The organism is Cellulosilyticum sp. WCF-2 (assembly GCF_003990395.1).
Classification (GTDB): Bacteria; Bacillota; Clostridia; order Lachnospirales; family Cellulosilyticaceae; genus Cellulosilyticum; species Cellulosilyticum lentocellum.
In genome coordinates, this window is sequence record NZ_CP034675.1 from 2,958,495 (window position 1) to 2,979,106 (window position 20,612).

32 protein-coding genes and 1 pseudogene are annotated in these 20,612 nt (G+C 33.6%); 32 read left to right on the forward strand and 1 reads right to left on the reverse strand.

Annotated features, from left to right (window positions below):
• The first annotated feature begins 53 nt into the window (after window positions 1-53).
• From EKH84_RS13165 to EKH84_RS13295, 29 genes are all read left to right on the forward strand, one after another.
• Window positions 54-785, forward strand: coding sequence for a YebC/PmpR family DNA-binding transcriptional regulator (locus EKH84_RS13165; protein WP_013657206.1), 732 nt, complete (start codon window positions 54-56; stop codon window positions 783-785).
• Window positions 786-909: 124 nt separating this feature from the next.
• Window positions 910-1,827 (forward strand): tyrosine-type recombinase/integrase, encoded by a 918-nt coding sequence (locus EKH84_RS13170; RefSeq protein WP_127066647.1) that lies wholly within the window; start codon window positions 910-912, stop codon window positions 1,825-1,827.
• A gap of 187 nt (window positions 1,828-2,014) precedes the next feature.
• The gene (locus tag EKH84_RS13175) at window positions 2,015-2,215 is read left to right on the forward strand and encodes an XRE family transcriptional regulator (RefSeq protein ID WP_127066648.1); all 201 of its coding nucleotides are present in this window, start codon (window positions 2,015-2,017) and stop codon (window positions 2,213-2,215) included.
• Between the two features lie 3 nt (window positions 2,216-2,218).
• Window positions 2,219-2,425, forward strand: coding sequence for a hypothetical protein (locus EKH84_RS13180; RefSeq protein WP_127066649.1), 207 nt, complete (start codon window positions 2,219-2,221; stop codon window positions 2,423-2,425).
• Entirely contained in the window at window positions 2,415-2,939 is a 525-nt protein-coding gene (locus EKH84_RS13185) for a host-nuclease inhibitor Gam family protein (protein WP_127066650.1), read from the forward strand. The genes EKH84_RS13180 and EKH84_RS13185 overlap by 11 nt, the downstream gene beginning before the upstream one ends.
• Window positions 2,940-2,953: 14 nt before the next feature.
• Window positions 2,954-3,592 carry an AAA family ATPase gene (locus tag EKH84_RS13190; RefSeq protein ID WP_127066651.1) on the forward strand — a complete coding sequence of 213 codons (639 nt, stop codon included), beginning with the start codon at window positions 2,954-2,956 and terminating at the stop codon, window positions 3,590-3,592.
• A gap of 1 nt (window position 3,593) precedes the next feature.
• Complete coding sequence (locus tag EKH84_RS13195; RefSeq protein ID WP_243118590.1) at window positions 3,594-4,118, forward strand: ERCC4 domain-containing protein; 525 nt, start codon at window positions 3,594-3,596, stop codon at window positions 4,116-4,118.
• A 2-nt stretch (window positions 4,119-4,120) separates the two neighbouring features.
• Window positions 4,121-4,600, forward strand: a complete 480-nt coding sequence (locus tag EKH84_RS13200) for a hypothetical protein (RefSeq protein ID WP_127066652.1) — start codon at window positions 4,121-4,123, stop codon at window positions 4,598-4,600.
• Window positions 4,601-4,697: 97 nt separating this feature from the next.
• Window positions 4,698-4,871 (forward strand): hypothetical protein, encoded by a 174-nt coding sequence (locus tag EKH84_RS22070; protein ID WP_190283322.1) that lies wholly within the window; start codon window positions 4,698-4,700, stop codon window positions 4,869-4,871.
• Entirely contained in the window at window positions 4,862-5,542 is a 681-nt protein-coding gene (locus EKH84_RS13205) for a phage NrS-1 polymerase family protein (protein ID WP_127066653.1), read from the forward strand. Before EKH84_RS22070 ends, EKH84_RS13205 begins: the two co-directional genes overlap by 10 nt.
• Before the next feature lie 14 nt (window positions 5,543-5,556).
• Entirely contained in the window at window positions 5,557-6,903 is a 1,347-nt protein-coding gene (locus EKH84_RS13210) for a DNA primase family protein (protein ID WP_127066654.1), read from the forward strand.
• A gap of 297 nt (window positions 6,904-7,200) precedes the next feature.
• Window positions 7,201-7,491: a hypothetical protein gene (locus EKH84_RS13215; protein ID WP_127066655.1), complete on the forward strand. Its 291-nt coding sequence runs from the start codon at window positions 7,201-7,203 to the stop codon at window positions 7,489-7,491.
• Between the two features lie 25 nt (window positions 7,492-7,516).
• A complete protein-coding gene (locus tag EKH84_RS13220) occupies window positions 7,517-7,885 on the forward strand; it encodes a hypothetical protein (protein ID WP_127066656.1) in 369 nt (122 codons plus the stop codon).
• Window positions 7,885-8,214, forward strand: a complete 330-nt coding sequence (locus EKH84_RS13225) for a hypothetical protein (RefSeq protein ID WP_127066657.1) — start codon at window positions 7,885-7,887, stop codon at window positions 8,212-8,214. The genes EKH84_RS13220 and EKH84_RS13225 overlap by 1 nt, the downstream gene beginning before the upstream one ends.
• Before the next feature lie 18 nt (window positions 8,215-8,232).
• A complete protein-coding gene (locus EKH84_RS13230; protein WP_127066658.1) occupies window positions 8,233-8,676 on the forward strand; it encodes a sigma-70 family RNA polymerase sigma factor in 444 nt (147 codons plus the stop codon).
• A 258-nt stretch (window positions 8,677-8,934) separates the two neighbouring features.
• Window positions 8,935-9,666, forward strand: a complete 732-nt coding sequence (locus EKH84_RS13235; RefSeq protein ID WP_127066659.1) for a hypothetical protein — start codon at window positions 8,935-8,937, stop codon at window positions 9,664-9,666.
• Between the two features lie 39 nt (window positions 9,667-9,705).
• On the forward strand, window positions 9,706-10,044 hold the full coding sequence (locus EKH84_RS13240) for an HNH endonuclease (RefSeq protein ID WP_127066660.1): 339 nt from the start codon (window positions 9,706-9,708) through the stop codon (window positions 10,042-10,044).
• Window positions 10,045-10,069: 25 nt separating this feature from the next.
• Window positions 10,070-10,690 (forward strand): transglutaminase-like domain-containing protein, encoded by a 621-nt coding sequence (locus EKH84_RS13245; protein WP_127066661.1) that lies wholly within the window; start codon window positions 10,070-10,072, stop codon window positions 10,688-10,690.
• A 200-nt stretch (window positions 10,691-10,890) separates the two neighbouring features.
• Window positions 10,891-11,217, forward strand: a complete 327-nt coding sequence (locus EKH84_RS13250; RefSeq protein WP_127066662.1) for a hypothetical protein — start codon at window positions 10,891-10,893, stop codon at window positions 11,215-11,217.
• Between the two features lie 157 nt (window positions 11,218-11,374).
• On the forward strand, window positions 11,375-11,932 hold the full coding sequence (locus tag EKH84_RS13255) for a hypothetical protein (RefSeq protein WP_243118591.1): 558 nt from the start codon (window positions 11,375-11,377) through the stop codon (window positions 11,930-11,932).
• Window positions 11,933-12,081: 149 nt separating this feature from the next.
• Window positions 12,082-12,291 carry a hypothetical protein gene (locus tag EKH84_RS13260; RefSeq protein WP_127066663.1) on the forward strand — a complete coding sequence of 70 codons (210 nt, stop codon included), beginning with the start codon at window positions 12,082-12,084 and terminating at the stop codon, window positions 12,289-12,291.
• 478 nt (window positions 12,292-12,769) lie between these two features.
• Window positions 12,770-13,162, forward strand: coding sequence for an Imm41 family immunity protein (locus EKH84_RS13265; RefSeq protein WP_127066664.1), 393 nt, complete (start codon window positions 12,770-12,772; stop codon window positions 13,160-13,162).
• A 47-nt stretch (window positions 13,163-13,209) separates the two neighbouring features.
• Window positions 13,210-13,680 carry a phage terminase small subunit P27 family gene (locus EKH84_RS13270; protein ID WP_127066665.1) on the forward strand — a complete coding sequence of 157 codons (471 nt, stop codon included), beginning with the start codon at window positions 13,210-13,212 and terminating at the stop codon, window positions 13,678-13,680.
• 182 nt (window positions 13,681-13,862) lie between these two features.
• Window positions 13,863-14,075: a hypothetical protein gene (locus tag EKH84_RS22075; protein WP_127066666.1), complete on the forward strand. Its 213-nt coding sequence runs from the start codon at window positions 13,863-13,865 to the stop codon at window positions 14,073-14,075.
• A gap of 32 nt (window positions 14,076-14,107) precedes the next feature.
• Window positions 14,108-14,443 (forward strand): transposase, encoded by a 336-nt coding sequence (locus EKH84_RS13280; protein WP_190283323.1) that lies wholly within the window; start codon window positions 14,108-14,110, stop codon window positions 14,441-14,443.
• The gene (locus EKH84_RS13285; RefSeq protein WP_127066668.1) at window positions 14,440-15,057 is read left to right on the forward strand and encodes an IS3 family transposase; all 618 of its coding nucleotides are present in this window, start codon (window positions 14,440-14,442) and stop codon (window positions 15,055-15,057) included. Before EKH84_RS13280 ends, EKH84_RS13285 begins: the two co-directional genes overlap by 4 nt.
• A gap of 530 nt (window positions 15,058-15,587) precedes the next feature.
• Complete coding sequence (locus tag EKH84_RS22505) at window positions 15,588-15,938, forward strand: reverse transcriptase N-terminal domain-containing protein (protein ID WP_243118592.1); 351 nt, start codon at window positions 15,588-15,590, stop codon at window positions 15,936-15,938.
• A 6-nt stretch (window positions 15,939-15,944) separates the two neighbouring features.
• Window positions 15,945-16,796: a reverse transcriptase domain-containing protein gene (locus tag EKH84_RS13290; RefSeq protein WP_330547617.1), complete on the forward strand. Its 852-nt coding sequence runs from the start codon at window positions 15,945-15,947 to the stop codon at window positions 16,794-16,796.
• 109 nt (window positions 16,797-16,905) lie between these two features.
• Complete coding sequence (locus tag EKH84_RS13295) at window positions 16,906-17,163, forward strand: IS3 family transposase (RefSeq protein ID WP_127066669.1); 258 nt, start codon at window positions 16,906-16,908, stop codon at window positions 17,161-17,163.
• Between the two features lie 157 nt (window positions 17,164-17,320).
• Here EKH84_RS13295 and EKH84_RS13300 read toward each other — a convergent pair whose 3' ends face one another.
• Window positions 17,321-18,034 (reverse strand): flagellar brake protein, encoded by a 714-nt coding sequence (locus EKH84_RS13300; RefSeq protein WP_127066670.1) that lies wholly within the window; start codon window positions 18,032-18,034, stop codon window positions 17,321-17,323.
• A gap of 189 nt (window positions 18,035-18,223) precedes the next feature.
• Between EKH84_RS13300 and rlmD the strand changes: the two genes are divergently transcribed.
• The 3 genes and pseudogenes from rlmD to EKH84_RS22830 all read left to right on the forward strand — a co-directional run.
• Complete coding sequence (rlmD, locus tag EKH84_RS13305; protein ID WP_127066671.1) at window positions 18,224-19,579, forward strand: 23S rRNA (uracil(1939)-C(5))-methyltransferase RlmD; 1,356 nt, start codon at window positions 18,224-18,226, stop codon at window positions 19,577-19,579.
• A 225-nt stretch (window positions 19,580-19,804) separates the two neighbouring features.
• The gene (locus EKH84_RS13310) at window positions 19,805-20,407 is read left to right on the forward strand and encodes a hypothetical protein (protein WP_127066672.1); all 603 of its coding nucleotides are present in this window, start codon (window positions 19,805-19,807) and stop codon (window positions 20,405-20,407) included.
• A gap of 76 nt (window positions 20,408-20,483) precedes the next feature.
• Window positions 20,484-20,603 (forward strand): annotated as a pseudogene (locus EKH84_RS22830) (DUF2196 domain-containing protein); the annotation flags it as partial.
• Window positions 20,604-20,612 lie beyond the last annotated feature (9 nt).

Sequence of the window (20,612 nt, forward strand, 5' to 3'; positions counted from 1 at the left end):
GTTTTATCAAACCTAACCCCATGGGGTTTAAATCCAAGGAGGAATAAAGATTTATGTCTGGACATTCAAAGTTTGCCAACATTAAGCATAAAAAAGCTAAAAATGATGCGCAAAAAGGAAAAGTATTTACAAAAATAGGGCGTGAAATTGCCGTAGCCGTTAAAGAAGGTGGTGCAGATCCTTCTCTTAATAGAAAATTAAGTGATGTTATTGCCAAAGCAAAATCAAATAATATGCCAAACGATACAATCCAACGAAGCATCAAAAAAGCAGCTGGTGATGGAGATAACGTTCATTATGAATACATTACTTATGAAGGTTATGGTCCAAGTGGGGTAGCCGTTATTGTTGAGACCTTAACAGATAATAAAAATCGTTCAGCTGCCAATGTACGTTCTTACTTTACAAAAGGGAATGGAAATATGGGAACAACAGGGTGTGTTTCTTTCATGTTTGATAAAAAAGGTCAAATTGTTATTGAAAAAGAAGCAACTGATATGGATGAAGATGAACTAATGATGATGGCTATTGAAGCTGGTGCAGATGATTTTGAAGCAGAAGAAGAAGGCTATACAATTACAACTTCACCTGAGAGCTTTTCAGATGTACATGCAGCTCTAGAAGCAGCAGGCATTGAAATGGCTGAAGCAGAAGTTACTATGGTACCACAAACTTGGACGACACTTACTTCAGAAGCTGACATTAAAGCAATGAATCGTATGCTTGACCTTCTTGAAGACGATGATGACGTGCAGAATGTTTACCATTCATGGGATGAAGAATAGGCATTGATAGTCAAGGGATTAGTTGAAATTTAGTTATAAAAATTAGCGTCAGTGATGGCGTACATGAGACTTCTAATGATGATGTACAAACGTGCTAAGTATATCATCATTGGAGGCTTTTTTTATGTCTAAAGGACTTTTACTAGAAAATTTACTTAATGAATATTTATTAGACATCAGATTAAAAAATTATTCTGATAGAACACTTAAATCTGTTAAAAATAATACCTCACTTTTCTTTTCATTTTTGGAAACAGAGTTCAATATTACCACATTAGAGAGGTTATCCCATATTCACATCAAGGCATATATTAAGCATAAACAATGTTTAGGATTAAAAGCTACATATATTAATTCTATACTCAAAAATCTAAGTATGTTTTTTAGCTACTTACTAGAAGAGGAGTATATCTCTACCAACTATGCAAAAAAAGTTAAATTGCAAAAAGAAGAAAAAGTCATCATTAAAACTTTTAATGATAAAGAAGTATCTGCAATGCTTAAAGTATACAACTTCTCGAATCATGTTAATGCTAGAAATGCGTGTATTATAGCCATGTTACTTGATACTGGCATTCGAAACAGTGAGTTATGTCATATCAAAATATGTGATATCAAAGAAAATGCTATTCTTATATTTGGAAAAGGGAAGAAAGAGAGATTGGTACCTATCACACCATTCTTAGCCAAGATTATGCTACGCCATGAACAGAAAAGAAGATTATTTGTAAAAGAACACTATGAGCATCAGTATTACTTCTTATCACAAAAGGGGAAAAAATTAACACCAGAAACTATTGAACGCATAGTAAAGGCATGTGGTAAACAAGCCAATATAAGAAAAGATATTAGATGCTCCCCTCATACATGTAGGCATTATTATGCACAAGCTCAGTTAAGGAATGGTTTAGATGTTTATTCAGTAAGTCGTTTACTTGGACATGAAAACATTAGTATTACAAAACGATATTTACAATCTATCCAGGATGAAGATGTATTAACAATGGCTGTTAAAACTAGCCCATTAATGAATGGGCGGTAATTTTTTTGGCTCAGCTCAAGCTGGGTCTATTTTTTTTTCCATTTTTCTTCCTTAACACCTTATTAACCAATTAGTCATAAAGGCCTCATAAAAGCCTTAAAAAGGCCTCATTCTTATTTAATATTTCATATTTATCATATCTCTTGTAGCGAAAGCACAACAAACAAAATAAAAGGAGATGTGAAAAATGTTATGGAATTTAAAAGCCGAAATGGCAAGACGTTCAGTAAAGTGCATTGACCTAGCTAATCTGTTAGGAGTAAGACCTGCAACCATATCTTTAAAGATAGGATGTAAAAGTCAGTTTACCTTTGATGAAGCTCAGAGAATCCAAAAAAGTTATTTTCCTGATTTAGAGCTTCAGTATCTATTTAAAGAAGGGAGATAAGGTGTGAGTTATATTTTTAAGATACTATCCGAACACGCCGAGCTGACAGGGAAAAATGTCATACTAAATTGGCAAATAGAGCAATATGAATCACTTATTAATGAGCTAATGGCTTATTTATGCCAAGAGGATGTGCTAGGAAGGCAATATGTGAGCCGTTATAACAACTTATTAAGGATAAGAAGGGAGAGAGAAAAAAATGACAAATAAAGAAGTAGTGCTAGATAAAAGAATATTGCAGATAAAAGTTGAGATGGATCAACTGGTAGAAAAGATTAAAGAGTTAGATGTGGCAATAGTAGAATTAGATGAATTATTTAAGATGCGATCAGAATTTTTAAAAGAGCGGTACGAAGAAAAGAAGTATGAATTAGAACAGAAAAAGGACAAGCAACAAGGTTATCTTAGAGAACTTTTTGAGCAAGTGCCACAAAATGAAACTAAAACTCAGCGTAAAGTCAAGTTATTATGCGGTGATGTAGTAGTTAAGAAATCTAAGCTAGACTTTGAAAAAGATAATGACAAGTTATTAGAGTGGGCTAAAGTCAATCAAAGGGATGATTTAATTAGCCGAAAAGAGACTTTAAGTTTCAAATGGGCGGACTTTAAGAAAGACTTATTAACCACACCAAATGGGATTGTGGAGGTCGCAACAGGGGAGCTATTGGATATTCCAGGCCTTGAAGTGATTAAGACAGAAGAAAAGCTAGAAATCAAGTATTAGAGGAGGCGAGCGGCATGGCAAAGGCAATTTGTATTATTGGAGAATCAGGGGCAGGCAAAACCACATCACTCAGAAATCTAAATCCTGAGGAGCCCTACTTTATAGATGCAGATAAAAAGGGAAGTGCGTGGAGAGGCTTTAGGCAGCAGTATAATGCTGAAAACAAAAATTATATAGCTATGGATGATCCAAATAAGATACTAGCACTTATGAAAGGGATTAGCGAGAAAACACAGCTTAAGTATATCGTAATAGACCCCTTAAATGGTGTGATGGTTGGAGAAGAAATAAGACGTTCTAAGGAGAAAGGCTTTGATAAATGGGCTGATTTAGTAGTTTATATTTATAGCATCTTAGATATTGTTAGTGAGTTAAGAGAAGACCTAACTATCATTTATACAGCTCATAGTGAAACAGAGCGAACAGAAGATGGTTATATGTGGACTAGGATGAAAACTACAGGGAAGAAGCTAAATAAGTTAGTTCCTGAATCAAAATTTAATGTAGTATTACTGGCTAAATGCAAGGATGGTAGATACATTTTTGAAACCCATAGTAATAATTCAACAGCTAAAACGCCACTAGATGCCTTTGAAGAGGATGAGATAGAAAACGATATTGTGCCAGTATTAAAGGTGCTTGAGGATTACTAGGATGTTTAAATACACGGAAGCAGAGATTAAAAATATCTTAAAAGAAGCCGTTGTGGTCATTGATACAAGAGAGCAAAAATGTAGCCATATTACAGCTTATTTTGATAAGTATAAGATTAATTATTGCTATGAGAAATTAGAGTTTGGTGACTATACCATAAAGGTACAAATGCCTAATAGCACCAGAGAATACTACTTGCAAAACAAATGTGCTATTGAAAGAAAAGCTAATTTAAATGAACTAAGTGGCAATTTTACACAAGGTAGAGAACGTATAGAAAAGGAATTTATGAGGTCAAAGGGTAATTTATACCTCTTAATTGAGAATGCAAATTATGAGGATATAGAACTGCATAATTATAACACAGGCTATAACCCAAAAGCTTTTATGGCTACCCTTAAGGCATTTGAAAGTAGATATAATTTGCACATTCATTATCAAAAGAATATCAATTTCAGCGGTGATTATATTTATAAGACATTAATTTACAACTTAAGAGAATTACTAGTTAAAGGAGAAATATAGGAATGAAAAAATGGAATGGATACGAAACAACAGAAGTAATGGGAACAAAGAGAAAACTACCTGCAGGTGGTTATGTATGTAGAATTATGGAGGTAGAGGAAAAGGAATATGGATGGGGAAGTGTGTTGTTACTCCTTTTTGATATAGCAGAAGGAGAATATAAAAACTTTTACAGAGATCAATATGAGAAGCAAACGAAGGATAAAAAGTGGAAGGGTGTATATCATTTAAGTGTGCCTAAAGATGATGGAACTGAAAAGGATGAGAGGTTGAAAAAGGCATTTAAGACGTTTATCTATCATATTGAAAATAGCAATGAAGGCTATAAATGGGATTGGAATAAAGAAGGTCTTAGAGGTAAGTACTTTGGTGGCATATTTGGGGAGAAGCAATATGAAGTGGATGGAAATACAGGGTTTTATACCACCATTAGATATACAGGTGAAGTAAAAGGCATAGAGAACGCACCAGTGCCAAAATAGCAACTATTAAATAGACCTGGTCAAAGTAATTTAACCACACCTGCATCAATGGAGTGGGGGGCCGATGACTCACTTCCATTTTAATGAGGAGGCAGGGATGAACTACAACAATATACCAATAGAACTTAGAGAACTAAACAGGTGGGTGCTTTACAGGCTCACCTGGGATAGTAGCAGAGGCAAGTATGATAAAAACCATTTAACGCTAGGACAGGAGGTTTTGCTCAAAGCAATAATCCTAATACTTGGTGTGATTATGAAATGGCTTTAGGTGTAGTTGACCTATATGATGGGTTAGGCTTTATGCTAGGTGATGGCATCTTTGGAGTGGATATTGACGGAGTAGAGCTTAACGATCCAGTTGTTAGGGAAGTATTAACCACGTTAAATAGCTATGCTGAGGTGTCTCCTAGTGGGAAAGGGATTCATGTGATTTGCTTAGGTAAGAAACCAAAGGGAGCTTGTAGAAAGGCTAACTTTGAATGTTACGACAAGAGAAGATTCTTCACAGTTACAGGAAATGTAATTGAACCCTATAGAACACTTAGTTATTGTACAGAGTCCATTAAACCCTTATACGCTAAGTATTTGGCTAGGCAAGAAAAGACCTTTTTAACCACACCTACCCATTTAGGAGGAGGCGAGTCCTTGACTGATAGGGAAGTCATTGAGAAGGCAAGTAGAAGTGACAAGTTTAGTCAGCTCTATCACTATGGCAATGATTCAGGGGATGCTTCTAGGAATGATATGACACTTATTAATATGCTTATATTTTGGACTGGAGGAAATGTAGCTCAGATAGATAGACTTTATAGGAGCAGTGCATTAATGAGGCCTAAATGGGATAGGAGACAAAGTGGATCGACTTATGGACAGATGACAATTAACAAATGTCTTAGGACATATAGAGGAAGCTATTATAGACACAATTATTACAACTAGAAGGAGAAATAGCGATGACAAAAGAAGAAAATAGCAAATTATATCAAAGAGATTATATCATTACAAATCAGAAGGGAAATGCAACTGTTAATACAAGTTTATTAGCAGAATATATAAGAGCAAATAGCCATTATTACATTGTGAAAAAACAAGGAAGTGAAACATTCTTTATCTATTGGTATGACGGTGGTTATTACAAGCAAATGTCAGCAGGTGAAGTTAAGGCCATGATTAAAGAATTTATTCCAATGGAATTGCGTAGGCCAACAGTATGGGAAGATACCTACAAGGATTTAATATCTACGAAAAACTTTATTAGTTTTGAACAGTTAAACAGTCATGACCATTTTATTAATTTTAAGAATGGCATTTTAGGTACGAAAGAATGGAAGCTGATAGATCACGATCCACAATACAATTTAACGCATCAAATCCAGTTTAACTATAACGAAAATGCACCAGTGCCTAAAAATTGGAAGACGTTTATTGAAACACTTGTATCGGGAGATATTGATACAGAATATACATTACAAGAATGGTTTGGGGTTAATATTTCAAATTACAATGTTAACCTTTGCAAGAAGTCACTTGCACTATGTGGAGTAGTAGGGAATACAGGTAAGTCAAAATTCCTTAAGATGTTAGGCTTAATTATAGGTCTTAATAATATTTGTAGTAAATCCATCCAAGATTTATCAGCACGCTTTGGAGCAGGTGCATTATATGGTAAAAAGTGTGTTTTAATTGATGACCAAAAGGCAGCCAATATTGAGGATGGCAGCACATTTAAAGCCATAACAGGTGATGGAGTGATTGAAGCAGAATTAAAAGGTAAAGATCCATTTGCAATTACCTTTAAGGGTGGTATTACCTTTACTTGCAATGAGATGTCATATATTAAAGATGATAAGGGGACTCATATGTTTGAGAGGTTCCTAATTATTCCATGCAACAATGTCATCCCACCTGAAAAAAGGGATAATAAATTATTCGAAAAAATGGAAGGTGAAATTGAGGGAATTATTATTTGGGCCTTACAAGGCTTAAAAAGACTTATGCAGAATGGGTTTGTACTGACAGAAAGTAAAATGAGCAAATCAGCTAATGCAGATTATAGATCCCACAATGATTCTCTGTTTAGATTTATCAAGGAGAATTGTATCGTTACAGGCGATAGATCTGATAAGATACGTAAAACTGAGTTTGAGGCAAGATATAACAAATATTGTACTGAGAATGATATTACGCCTCTTGATAAGAAAAACATCAAGGTAAGAGCCGAGAAAAATGGAATACCATGTGTGTTGTATGAAGGGTATCCATATTACAGAGGACTGAAGTATGTAGCAGAACTTTGGTGATGGTCGGAGAAACCAATTTACCAAAAATCAACCACACCCACCCATTGATAGTCAAGTCTTCTCTTCACTTTGGTGTCTTTGGAGACTCTATATAGATAATAAATATATATTAATAAAAACATATATATAAGAAATTCACAAAAAAGTCACCTGAGGCACCAAGAGCGTCATATGCATTGAGTGACAAAGGATTGATTAATTATCTGACAATTTCTGTTTGGAGGATTCGGAGGAAAAGCGAGGACTTGATATGCAGATTAATAGGAGGGTGTGGTTATAAAAAAGGAGACTAATTAAATGAACGAATTAAGATTTGAAGGACGCATTGATAGAATTACCATAAAGAATGAAAAAGTAATTAAATTCATTCTTATAAATGAAAAGAATAAGAAAATCACAGGGACTGTGTTTAATAATCAAACTACAAAACACATTTATGAACAGGTAGAAGAAAATACAGGACAAGTTGTTACGATTACAGCTGAAATGTCAGAAACAAGTTATCAAGATAAAAAGACAAATCTATGGGTTAATAGTTATTGTGCTTGCATTAACAAAATGGAGGCTGAAGAAGAATTACCATTTTAACAATTAGAGAGGATAGGGATTTAGAATGGACATCAAAAGATTAGACAGAGTAGCAAAAGATAATTTACCAGTAGACAAAGAATTAAATATAAACGATCAACTTTACTATATAGCAGTTAGAGGATTATACAGCCAATATAAAAATGGAGAAATCAATCTTGATCAGACAAAGGCAGAAAAAGGCATGCTGACAAAATGGTATGAGGAAGGCCATGAGTTTGCAAAACAGACAGTATATCTCAATAAGGATAAGGTAGTTGAAGCAGCCATTCTTGAACTAGGTCGCTACATCTCATGTGGCATAACTAATAAAGATAGAGAAAAGGCTTATCCAAGAAAGCTATTTGAGGAGCGCATCGTAAAAGTAATAGATCATGCGTATGGTGTAAGCTAATGGAAAAACTAAGAGAACCTATTAAAAAGGTAGTAGATGCTTTAGGCAAGCAATACACCCTAATGCGTATTGATGGAGACTGGTGCTTATATCGTGATTTAGGTAATGGCTATGATATAGAAGTCAATTTGCGTGGAACACGGAAAATATCAATCCAAGCAACGGTTTATGTGTGGCAGATAAGAGATCAATTAAGAGTGGTTGAAATGATTCAAGGCATTAAGGATATAGAAGACTTGAAGGATATATTGATGGGTGTGGTTAATAAAACAAACAGACTATCAGAGAATCGAGATAAAGTATATAAGCCAATCTTTCAATTAATATAGGCACCAAGGAGGGACAGCATGCGAGATAACAACTATAGAGCGGTAGAAGGCATTTTATATAATTTACCTAAGCTACGAGTAGAGATAGATAACCTAAAACTAGACCTTGAAGAAGCAAATGAAATAATGGGTATAAGAGGTGCTAGTGGGAATGAGAAAGCTGGAAGTAGCACAAATGCTTTTGGTAGTGTGGTAGAAAATGAGGTACTTGAAAGAGAGAAGAATTTAGTGAAGAGAATAGATGCACTCACAAGCTCAATTCAAAGTAAAGAAAGGCAGCTTAAGAAGATAGAAAACATCCTAAGCACCTTAACAGAATATGAAATGCGATTAATTGAGATGCGATATTTTAAAAGGTATTCAGTAGGTAGGATATGTGAGATATTAGAAATTACAGAAGATGGTTTTAATAAAAGGAAGAAAAAGTTGATTAAAGAAAGACTTATTCCACTATTCTCATAAATGTATTGTAAAAGTATTGTTTTTTTATTGTTTTTGTATTGTAAAAGTCGGTTAAAAAGTATAGGTAATGAGTGTTATTATTGTAAGGTAGTAAAAGTTAATACGACGTAGATGTAAATCATTAACACTCCCAAGATGAACCCTCAGCCAAAATGAAATGGTTGGGGGTATTTAAATATGTATAAATAATTACGAAAGTTGACGTTATTCTTTATATGACTTAAAATTTGTTCATATAATGTAAAAGGGGAGATGGATATGAAGAGAAAGATGTTTTGGGTAGTAGTTATTAGTTTAGGTGCAAGCTTTAGTTTGGGAGCTGCAACAGGTGTTAAGATTACAGCTGAATTAAAGCAACAAAATATCATTCAAGCTGGAAAAACTATGAGTAAGGAAGTGGTAGCCTATAAAGGAACTACATATGTACCGCTCAGGGAGTTTGCTAACTTAGTAGGTGTAAATATTAATTATAAAGATGGAAATATATATCTAGGTGATGATACAAATACACCATCTATAGCTTCTTATAACTATAATAATCCAGCACCTATAGGCACTCCTCAAATAGGGTATTCTAGTGATTATAAAACAGGTAAGTATACTGCTGAAATAAGAATAACAGAAGTCATCAGAGGAAATGAGGCTTTAGAGATTTTAAAAGCTAACAATAAATATGGTACACTTATAGGTGATAATGAAGAATATCTAATAGCTAAAATTTCTGCTAAAATACTTACTATGGAAAAAGATGGAACAATACTATTTAATACAAATAATTTTATGGCATATAGTGGAAATAATGCATCTTATTCAATGGCACCTATTTATAGAATTCCAAATCAACTTTCAGCAACCTTGACGAAGGGTGGAAGTACTGAAGGCTATATTTATCTTGAGGTTAAAAAAGATGATATGAATCCAAAATTAGGTTTATGGACAAGTGATTCAAATACTATTACAAAGGGTATTTGGTTTTCGTTAGCAAAATAAAAGAATAGATTATTATAATATTTACATCAAGGATTACATATGAAAAAAATATGCAGTAAATGTGGCAAGACAATCGAATATAACACAAATTGTACTTGTAGGATAGGCATCACATACAACAGAAATATTTCACCTGAGAAACGCAAATTTTACTCATCATATGCTTGGCAGAAATTACGCAATAGAAAAGTAAAAGAACATCCTTATTGTGAGAGATGCTGGAAGAAGTATAAATTACTTACTACAGAACATCTTCAAGGACATCATATAAAGTCATTTAAAGATTATCCTGAGTTGAGGTTAGCTGAAGATAATATTGTGGTGCTTTGTAGGGTGTGTAACTTGCAAGTTGGAGATAGTAGTGTGGTAGATTGGTAAACTATAAAATGAGGAGAAGAATATTATGGAGATAATGCCTTATACAAATCAATTGAGTTTATATACATGTGAGAGTGATATTATTGATTATAACAACAATAATATTTCGCGAGTAGCAAATGAAATTGCAAATGGTTCCAATAGCAATATTGAATATATAGAAAAAGCATATGAATATGTTAGAGATTATATTTTTCATTCAGCAGATATCAATAATGATATACTTACTTGTAAAGCTTCAGAAGTTTTAAAGTCAGGGCATGGAATTTGTTTTGCAAAATCACATCTATTAGCTGCATTACTGCGTTATAAATCAATACCTACAGGATTTTGTTATCAGAGGTTGATTTTAGATGATGATACAGCACCTATTCTTGTTTACCATGGGCTTAATGGTATTTATATTGAGGAATATCATAAATGGATTAGATTAGATGCAAGAGGGAATAAGCCTGGTGTAGAAGCGCAGTTTTCAATAGAGACAGAAAAGCTTGCTTTCCCAGTACGAGCTGAAAAAGGGGAAGAAGATAACCCAATTGTATATCCTGAGCCTGATAGAAATGTTCTAGCTATATTTCAGAGAAATAAAACGCGTTCACAACTTTGGAATGATTTACCTACAAAACTTGCATACAAGTGTGATTAACTACGTTATTGCTTGCTATATTTCTACTTTATGATCGAGAACGGTTATAGTATTAAAGTATGCTATAAAGTCATTTAAAGATTATCCTGAGTTGAGGTTAGATGAGGATAATGTTGCAGTACTTTGTAGGGTGTGTAATTTGCAGGTGGGTGATAAAAGCGTAAAAGATTGGTAAATTAGGATTTATGGAGGAAATATTTGTGTTAGAAACATCTGATAAAATTGGTTATGAAGAATGGGATGAAAATGGTTTCATTATTCCTGATGAATATCAACTTAATGAAAATAGTAAATTACATGAAGCAATAAATGTTTTTTATACAGCAGGTGGATACGATTTCTTTAAGGTGATTCGGCCAGAGAAATACGCTACTAACTGGTTAGATTATATTAGTGAATTATACAATGATATTGTAGAGGGAAAATATCAACCAGATGGCAATAATCATAGTATTCTGCTATCAGATGCTAAAAGAAAACCTTTAATTGAACAAGGTGTTCCCGAAGTTTTTACAAGTGATATGTGATACAAATTCCAGTTTATCTATTAGTTAAAACTTATCTTATCGGATAATGTGGCTGTGCTATGTAGGGTGTGTAACTTGCAGATTGGTGATAGTAGTGTTGTGGATTGGTAAAGTTGAATAATTATATCTAAGTCTAGTATGAATTGGTGGTGTTAAGATGATAAAGGGAGCCATTTTAGAGAAAGGTGAAGTTGCCTATACATATCTAAAAAAAATATTCAAATCACTGGATAATTTTCAAAGGTCTTATAATTGGTTGATAACAGGTTATGAATCTTTTCCTTTTTCGGATGGTCATTTGGAACGCATTTTTCAGTCAGGAAACTATGCATGGATAAGTGGAGAAGAACTAACAGGAATAATTAATAAAAATGATTTTCAATGGAATTGGGCGGTTTTATCGGGATTTGACAAGTGTTATACGTTACAAGAAGTATTAAAATATGATTTACCATATGCAGATTGTAACAAGGCTTTTTGGCAAGAGAATATCTCAATCCAGCATCCTCTTGCATCTGTTGAAATTGTAGCATTTGATAGTAGCTTAACATTATTAATAAGCAGTAAGGAAGAACTTGTAAAAAAGTTTAGGAAAGCGTTTCCGTTAAGCAAGGACTTGAAAGAATATAACACAAAGGATATAGATGACAGCATTGAATATGAGAAGTGGTTGATACAACGATCAAATTTAGATGTAGTAAATAATGATATTTAGATGCCCCCTAATAATTAAACTAAAATAAAAACTTATACTAAAGACCACCTTCCCCCAACTAGAGACACAAAGTGCCTAAAATGAAAATTTTTTATAAGCAGTAGGATTGTATTATTTAAAATCTGAGGATTATTTTGTAGGGGGAGAATATGAAAAGAATATTGTTGAATATAAGTATCGTTATTGTCGCATTATTTATTATTGTTTTCTATATGTATTTTGTTAATGGTTCACTAGAAATGTATCCAACCCCAGAACGGGAAGAAGGCATTAAAGAAGTGACATCAACATTAGTTATTTTATTTGCAGGGTTAGAGATTGTGTTAATTTGTTTGAGAATAAAAATGAAAAAACGATAACTTCCCAATTATTATATTAACAAATGAATACATAATATTAGTAAAGAAAGTGATATCATAGCTCACCCAACGAAGAGATACAAAATGTCTAGAATGAAAAATTTTATAGGAAATAGATATTTATTAGACTCTTATAATAAGTGGTGAAATTAATAAATTATATGAAAGTAGGTAACAACTCTATATAGGGAATAAAAATGTTGTTGTAAGTAGCAAGATATGGAAGGTTATTGGATATGTATTATTCATTGTAGGAGTTATTGAATTGATAACAAATATTTTTAGCTTCAGATATGATTGGTTATATGTTGTTGAACACTTAACAATAGGTACCTCTTTATTAATTAGTATGCATATAGATAATAAAAGAATAATTTATTGTGCTGCACTGCCGCTTAGTATAACGGGTGTTTTATGTATTCTGGTACGGTTATTTTTATAAAGAAGCAACTACAATTATAAGGAAGGTAATAATATCATGGTTTGCCTAATAATAGAGTTTGATGCTAGAAATATTTTAAAGAGAAACTATAAATGTGAAGAAGGTAGCTTCATATATTACCTTTATGAAGAAGCTAAATTTGATAAGAAAAGCTTCTGGGAATATTATGATTGTATTTGTGAATTAGGTAAGAAATCTCATAGTGAAAAATTTGAACAGCAAATGTTAGTTGAAGTAACACATACATATGAGTTTATATTGAAATGCATACTTTATCATTTTGCACCTAACGATATATATAGGATTAAGTTTTTTCCTAGAAGTAAGTACAATTATTATATTGAAAGATTGGATTTTGCTGTTGAAGCATTTTTTAAAGACCTAGATATTAGCAAGGTGAATTTTGGGAATTTTATAAAACGTCCGTAGGATGTATATATTTTTGATTTTAATACAGAAGAAAGAAGGTGACAATCATGGCTCGCCCAACAAAGAGCATAACAATAAGAACAGGACATATGAGTAAAAATGAAATAGATGTACGGTTAGAATATGAAGCAAAACTAAGGGGTGAGTCTGATAGAATCAGGCCACCTTCTTTTTTATCTAAAGAGCAGAAGAGACTATTTAAAGGCATAGTTGATTACCTTATGCCATCAGGCATTCTTGGTAATATTGATGTTCATGTGCTGACACACACTGCAATTACAATAGACCGAATTAATGAATGTGAAAGGCAACTTAATGAGAATGGCTTATTAGATGACGAAGGAAAGCCAAGTGCCTATCTAAAGATGAAATCTAATTACATGAAAGAGTTCTTTAGACTCTGCAACGAGCTAAGCCTCAGCCCTCAGTCAAGAGCTAAACTTGCCAATATTAATATTGGTGTGGAAAAAGAGAAACAAGATCCATTACTTAGAATCATTCAGGGAGGTGGTGGATAATAGATTATAACAGCTTCAAAGAATCAAGAGCCTATCAGTATGCAGTAGATGTACTAGATGGCAGGTTCCCAACAAATAAATATATCAAAGCCATATGCAAGAAGTTCCTTTATGAAATAGACCATCAAGAGGAGCTTCTTTATTATTTTGATTATGATGTAGCAGATAAGATAATCAATATCATGAAGTTAATTAACTTTGCTACTGGTGCTGTAGCAGGTCAATCTTTATATGAGGCTTGTGTAGGATATCAGTATTTTTTTGTGTTAAATATGTTTTGCTGGAAGAGAAAAGATAATCCTATTAAGCGTAGATATGAGGTATGTCTGTTATGGATAGCCAGAAAAAATAGCAAGTCGTGTTTGGAGTGCGGTGAAAAAGTGAGACACCTATGATATGATGATATCATCATATGGAGGAGATACGAATGTATAACAAGTATTCAGAAGAAATGAAAGAAGAAACTGCAATCTATATTTTAGAATCAGGTAAATCTATTACAGCTGCATCTAAAGAACTAGGGATTAATGTTAATACGGCTTGTAGATGGATTAATAAATATAAAAATAAGCATGGGATCATTAGTAATGAAAATAAGCCAGCTTCATCTGACGAAATGCAGAATAAAATCAAAGATTTAGAGAAGCAGCTTAAAACTAGAGATAGGGAGCTTGCTTATCATAAGAAACAATTAGAAAATGAGCAGGAAAAGGTAGAAATATTAAAAAAATCCCTGCGCATCTTTATGGAACCCCACGCATGAAATATGAAGCTATATCAAAGCTTATAAAAGAATTTTCGGTGGTAAAGATGTGTAGAGCTCTAGGGGTTAAACCACAGAATTATTATAGGTGGATTCAGCAAGAAAGGAAGAATAAAGAGAAACATGTAAAAGAACTATCAATAATAAATAGGGTTGAAGAGATTTTTAATGACAGTGATCAGACCTATGGATACAGGGCAATAAAGAAGGAAATTGAAGAAAAAGGCATTTATTTAAGTGAGTATAAAATCCGAAAAATAATGAGAGCGAATGGTTTTTATCCTCAAACATCTAAGAAATATAAACCTATCCATAATGGAAAAACAGATGGAAAATACTATGACAATAGGCTTAAACAGAAATTCAAGACGAACAAGCCTAACCAAGCCTGGGCAGGAGACATTACATATATTAGAACAAGCATAGGATGGGTTTATTTAGCTGTAGTCATTGACTTATTTAACAGAGAAGTTATAGGATATGGGGTAAGCAAAAAGATTAATGGGGAGCTGGTAAAGCAGGCACTGGCTAATGCAATAGCAAGGAGAGGAACGGAGAAGGACTTAATTTTTCATAGTGATAGGGGCTGCCAGGTGCGACAAGAAGTCGCATAATATATTGCATTAATGCTACTCCATCCATTCGGAGTAATCCTATCGTGACTAGCGTGGATGGTAACGTCTGGGTTAGAAAGCTCACGAGACAATGAGGAAGTTCTAGGAGCCTAAATCTGGAATGACTACTAGGATAAGAAAGCTATGGAGAACGTAAAGTGAATCACTGTAGGAATCGTTACGCGGAGGAAGCGAAATAGGCTGTTACGCTTCGACCAAAAGGTACGGAGTCAAGCAAAGGTGTTCTGACTAGCCAATGCGAATGGATAAAGCACTCCCGGTTTAAAGGCGGCTCCTAAGGCTTTCACAATTATGTATTATGCGGAACTTGGTAAACCCTATAAGCTCCCATAAATTACTTATGGGTATCAATCCGCAAGGAAATGAAACGGCTTTGAGGGCAGAAGAAAGAGATAAAAAGCAAATGCCTTTATTGTAATGACAAAGGATAGGGGTTCAAAATTTGCCCCAACTCGAAAGAGTGCAGACTTATCTCATGGTATTTCTTAGCAGGAAAGGAATGTATATCTATGAATTTTAGTTATTCAACGACGGATAAAACCGAGAAGCTAAAAGACACACGCAGATGCTCAGAACAGTGGGAAACCATTGACTGGAAAATAGCAACAAAAGAAGTTAATAGACTACAAGTCAGGATTGCTAAGGCAACAGTTAAAAATGATATTAATAAAGTTAAAAGGTTACAGTATCTTCTTACACACTCATTCTACCCAAAGGCTCTTGCAGTTAAGAAAGTTACCTCTAACAAAGGCAAAAACACCTCTGGTGTGGACAAACAACTTTGGTCTACATCTTCTGCAAAGATGAAGGCAACTCTTTCTCTTACAGATAGGCAATATAAAGCAAAACCACTTAGGTGAGTCTATATTGAAAAGAAAGATAAGAAAAAGAAACGACCTCTGGGCATCCCAACTATGTATGATAGAGCAATTCAAACGCTTTATGCCTTTGCACTAGAACCCATAGCCGAAGTTAAAGGTGACAAGGTATCATTTGGGTTCCGAAAAGGAAGAAGTGCAAAGAATGCTTGTGAACAAATTTTCTGCGTACTTGCAAGAAAATGCTCACCCCAATGGATACTTGAAGGAGATATAAAAGGATGTTTTGACAATATAAACCACGAATGGTTACTAGAAAATATACCTATGGATAAACGTATAATGAAACAATTCTTAAAATCAGGATTCATCTATAAAAGTGTTCTATTTCCTACAGAAACAGGCTCACCACAAGGCGGCTCTATTTCCAGTCTTTATGCTAATATGACACTTGATGGACTTGAAAAACTAATACAAGAACATTACCATCGTAATTCAAAAGGAAAAATAGAAAATCATTATCGAGCCAAAACTCAAAAACAAGAAGACTTAATCAGGAGATTAAATTCAATACTAATAGGATGGACAAACTACCATAAGCATGTCGTCGCAAGTCGTACATTCTCGTATGTAAACAATACACTTTATCTTCTATTAGAACAATGGGCTAAACACAGACATCCCCAGAAGAACAAATGGTGGCGACTTAACAAGTACTGGCACAGTAAAAATGGTAAACCATGGGTATTTATGACTGATAAGAACTATCTTATTAACCTAAGAACAATTGATATCAGACGTCATCCAAAGTTACAAATATCTAGAAATCCTTTTATAGATGAGAAATACTTTATCAAAAGAAGACTAAGACTACAAACTGTTGCCGCCAGAAATGGTTAAGAAATGCTTGAGCCGTATGAGCGGGAAACTCTCACGTACGGTTCTTAGATGAGGGAAAGGGAGCAATCCCTTTTTCTTAATCGATTATGCTAGTAAGACTTATCAACAAATGCTTAAGGATAATGGAATAAGTGGAAGCATGAGTAGGCCAGGGTGCCCGTATGATAATGCATGTTCAGAGAGTTTCTTTGCAACACTTAAAAAGGAAAGAATCTATAGGAAAAGTTATGTTGGATTGGAAGATTTTAAGCGTGATATGTTTAGATACATAGAAATATTTTATAACAGAAAACGTCGTCATTCTTATTTGGGATATGTCAGTCCAGTAAAATATCTAATGAGATATGAGGCGGTTAATATTGCTTAAATAGTAAGAATATACTAAAATTATATTTATGTTATAGGTGTATCAAAAAAGCACCGCAGTCCACGTGCAGAATGTTTACCATTCATGGGATGAAGAATAAACTCTAATAAATATTATATAAAAAAGTTCTAGGAATGTTCCCTAGAACTTTTTTATATTAATTGGTCTTTTTAAGTAAAGAACGTTGTTTTTCAAAAATTAATCGTGTTAATAAATTAGTATCAGCTATATCTAAATTTTGAAATTGAACACGGTGTGAATAATAACCTGCACTATTCATTTCTCCTAAGCCCAAAATTTTGCCCTTTAAATTAAATTCCATATTCACAAAATAAAACTCTAGCATTATATTTTGTGACGACTTAAGTTGCAAATTAGTATTTAAGCACATACCACCCGTACTGATATTCACACAAATACCTTTTTCATAAGGAAGTTCTAAGAAATCTATTTCTTCATTTTCTTCCGCTGGAAGTAGTTGAAATTTTACATCGAAGGTAACATCTAATCGAAAATGTTCTCTTTGCTGCTTCTTAACGATAGGTGAAACAACTTCACCTACATAAAACAAACTATTTCCCTTACGATAACTCTTCACAATACGTATTCGTGAATGAAATAAAGCTAATTTAGATACAAATACCATGTCAATAATAGCATCTTGTGGATAGATGACCCAGTCTAATTTAGATATAGGCGCCTCAAAGATAAGTAGTCGTTCTACCCATTCAATAGGCTTAGTCACATGGGTATTATGTAGATAAGATAGGCGTAAAGTCAAATTCATATCGTCCATTAAATTTTTCTGATACATTTTTACGCTTTCTTCAATGGCGGCACTTTGATTCTTATTCTCCTGATTATATCTCACACTATTCTCTCCTTATTCTGCTCTCTTAAATTTATTATACTTTATTATAAGTTTACTTTTCAACTTAAAGTTAAATTGTTGTAAGTGTTTTGGATTATTCTAAGCCCCACTTGAAAATCTTTGTATAATATGTCACAATATTGCTTGATACGAAGACTTAGAATAAGTACGAATTAAAGGAGTCATACGATGGCTAAAAAAAATCAAATAATTGAAGGCATTGTGTCTCATAGTATATTCCCTAATAAAGGGGTTGTTTATTATGAAGAACAGCCTATTTACGTTACAGGTGCTTTTAAAGGCCAACATATTAAAGCACGTTTATTTAAGCGCAAAAAAGGAACTTGGGAAGCACAGCTTCTAGAAGTCCTTGAGAATCCGACTTATTTTGTCGAAGCGCCTTGCTCTTATTTTGGGATGTGTGGTGGTTGTAGCGCTCAAAACCTTGATTATGATGAGCAAATTCATTTAAAACATGAACAAGTCAAAGAACTACTTACCAAAGCAGGTATCTCTGACTATGAAGATTTAGGTGTTATTGGAAGTCCTGAAGCTTTAGCGTATAGAAATAAAATGGAGTTTAGCTTTGGAGATGAAGTCAAAGATGGTCCTATGACTTTAGGTATGCACCGTAAACATAGTACCTATGATGTGATTACAGTAGATGGTTGCCTCTTAGTAGATGAGGACTTTAGTACAATACTACGAACTATTTTAGACTACTGTAAGGATAACGATTTAAATTACTATAAGAAAATGCAGCATACTGGATTCATGCGTTATGTTGTTATTCGTAAGTCTATTACATTTGGTGAAATATTGGTTAATATTGTTACTTCATCTCAAAAAGATTTTTCTTTCATACCTTTAGCAACACTATTAGCACAGCTTCCTCTTAATGGAGAACTAACAGGTGTAATCCATACCATTACAGATAATTTGGCTGATGCAATTAAGCCAGAAAAAGTATCTGTCATTTATGGACAAGATACAATTAGAGAGCAGATTCTAGGGTTGCAGTTTAATATATCACCATTTTCTTTCTTCCAGACGAATACAAAGGGAGCAGAACTCCTTTATAAAAATGCGCTTTCCCTTATTGATGATATGGATAATAAAACTGTATTTGACTTATACTGTGGTACAGGTACCATCACTCAAATTATGGCTACTCGCGCAAAGAAAGTCTATGGCATCGAGATTGTAGAAGAAGCGATTGATAAGGCCAAAGAAAATGCTATTTTTAATCATTTAACCAACTGTCATTTTATTGCAGGTGATGTTATGGTAGAAGTGGATCAATTAAAAGAAACACCAGATATCATCGTATTAGATCCACCAAGAGACGGTATTCATCCAAAAGCAATTCAAAAGATTATTAACTTTGGTGCTAAAGAACTACTTTATATTTCATGTAAACCAACTTCATTGACAAGAGACTTACCAATTTTAAAAGAAGCTGGATATCACATTGATAAAGTGCTTTGCGTGGATATGTTTCCACAGACACCACACGTTGAGACGGTAGTGAAGCTTAGTAAGTAAAACCTAGGTACATCAAGGCTTAGAGCGATTATGCTTTAAGCCTTTTAGTGTGTTTTTGGAGCAATTTTAAAGTGAATGTATGTTCCCAAACGATAGGGGGGGTACTAAAGCGCGTAAATCGGTAGTTTACGCGTAAAAGTATAAGTCAACGCGAAAAGGTTTGTAATTAGTCCATACTACCTATACAATAATAATAAATGAATTGAAATGTGAAGGGTGATTTATATGAAGAAAAAGTACCTGGTAATAATCTTAGTATTTATTTGCTTTAGTTCTCTTGTTTTGGCTGGAGATATACCTGAATCAATTATGCTAGGAGAGTATAAGGCTTTGCTTATTGGTAAGCTCTCTATTCAAGCAGATATGTATACTATAACGCCTTCTACTATCATGATGGGAGAAGTACTAGCTGAAGAAATTACAGTTGATAAGTTTGATTCCTATTATGGTACAGCAGATAAACCTTTAGATGGAGATATAATAGTAGCTGTGCTGATAAATGATCATCAAATAGATGATAGTTGGGTATTTAAATGTACATCTGAGGACTATAAGACATTAAAACTTGTTAGTGAGCGTTATAATATGGTAGAACGATATGAGAAATACATTAATGATGGGGAATATTTTAAAGCACAACAAAAGTTAAATAAAAATAACACAACAAATGCTATAGAGACTGAACAAGTTTTAGAGACCAATGTAATAGTTAAAGATTCCGTAAATAATCAAGGAATCAATATACCAGTTGTAGGTATTTCTATTCTATTGTTTATCACCTTTATAATCTTCATAGTATTTAAAAGAATACAGAATAGAGGTAAATAACATGGACGGAACAAAGAGAAGTAATATTAAAATAGGAGCAACAGTTTTAGTTGTTCAAAAATAGGATCAGCGAACAGGCAAGTTGAGAGAAGGAATTGTAAAAAAGATACTTACCAACTCACCGGAGCATCACCATGATATAAAAGTAATGGTGGAAAGTGGCATTGTAGGTAGAGTAAAAGAGATAAGAACTTAGAGGAATCTA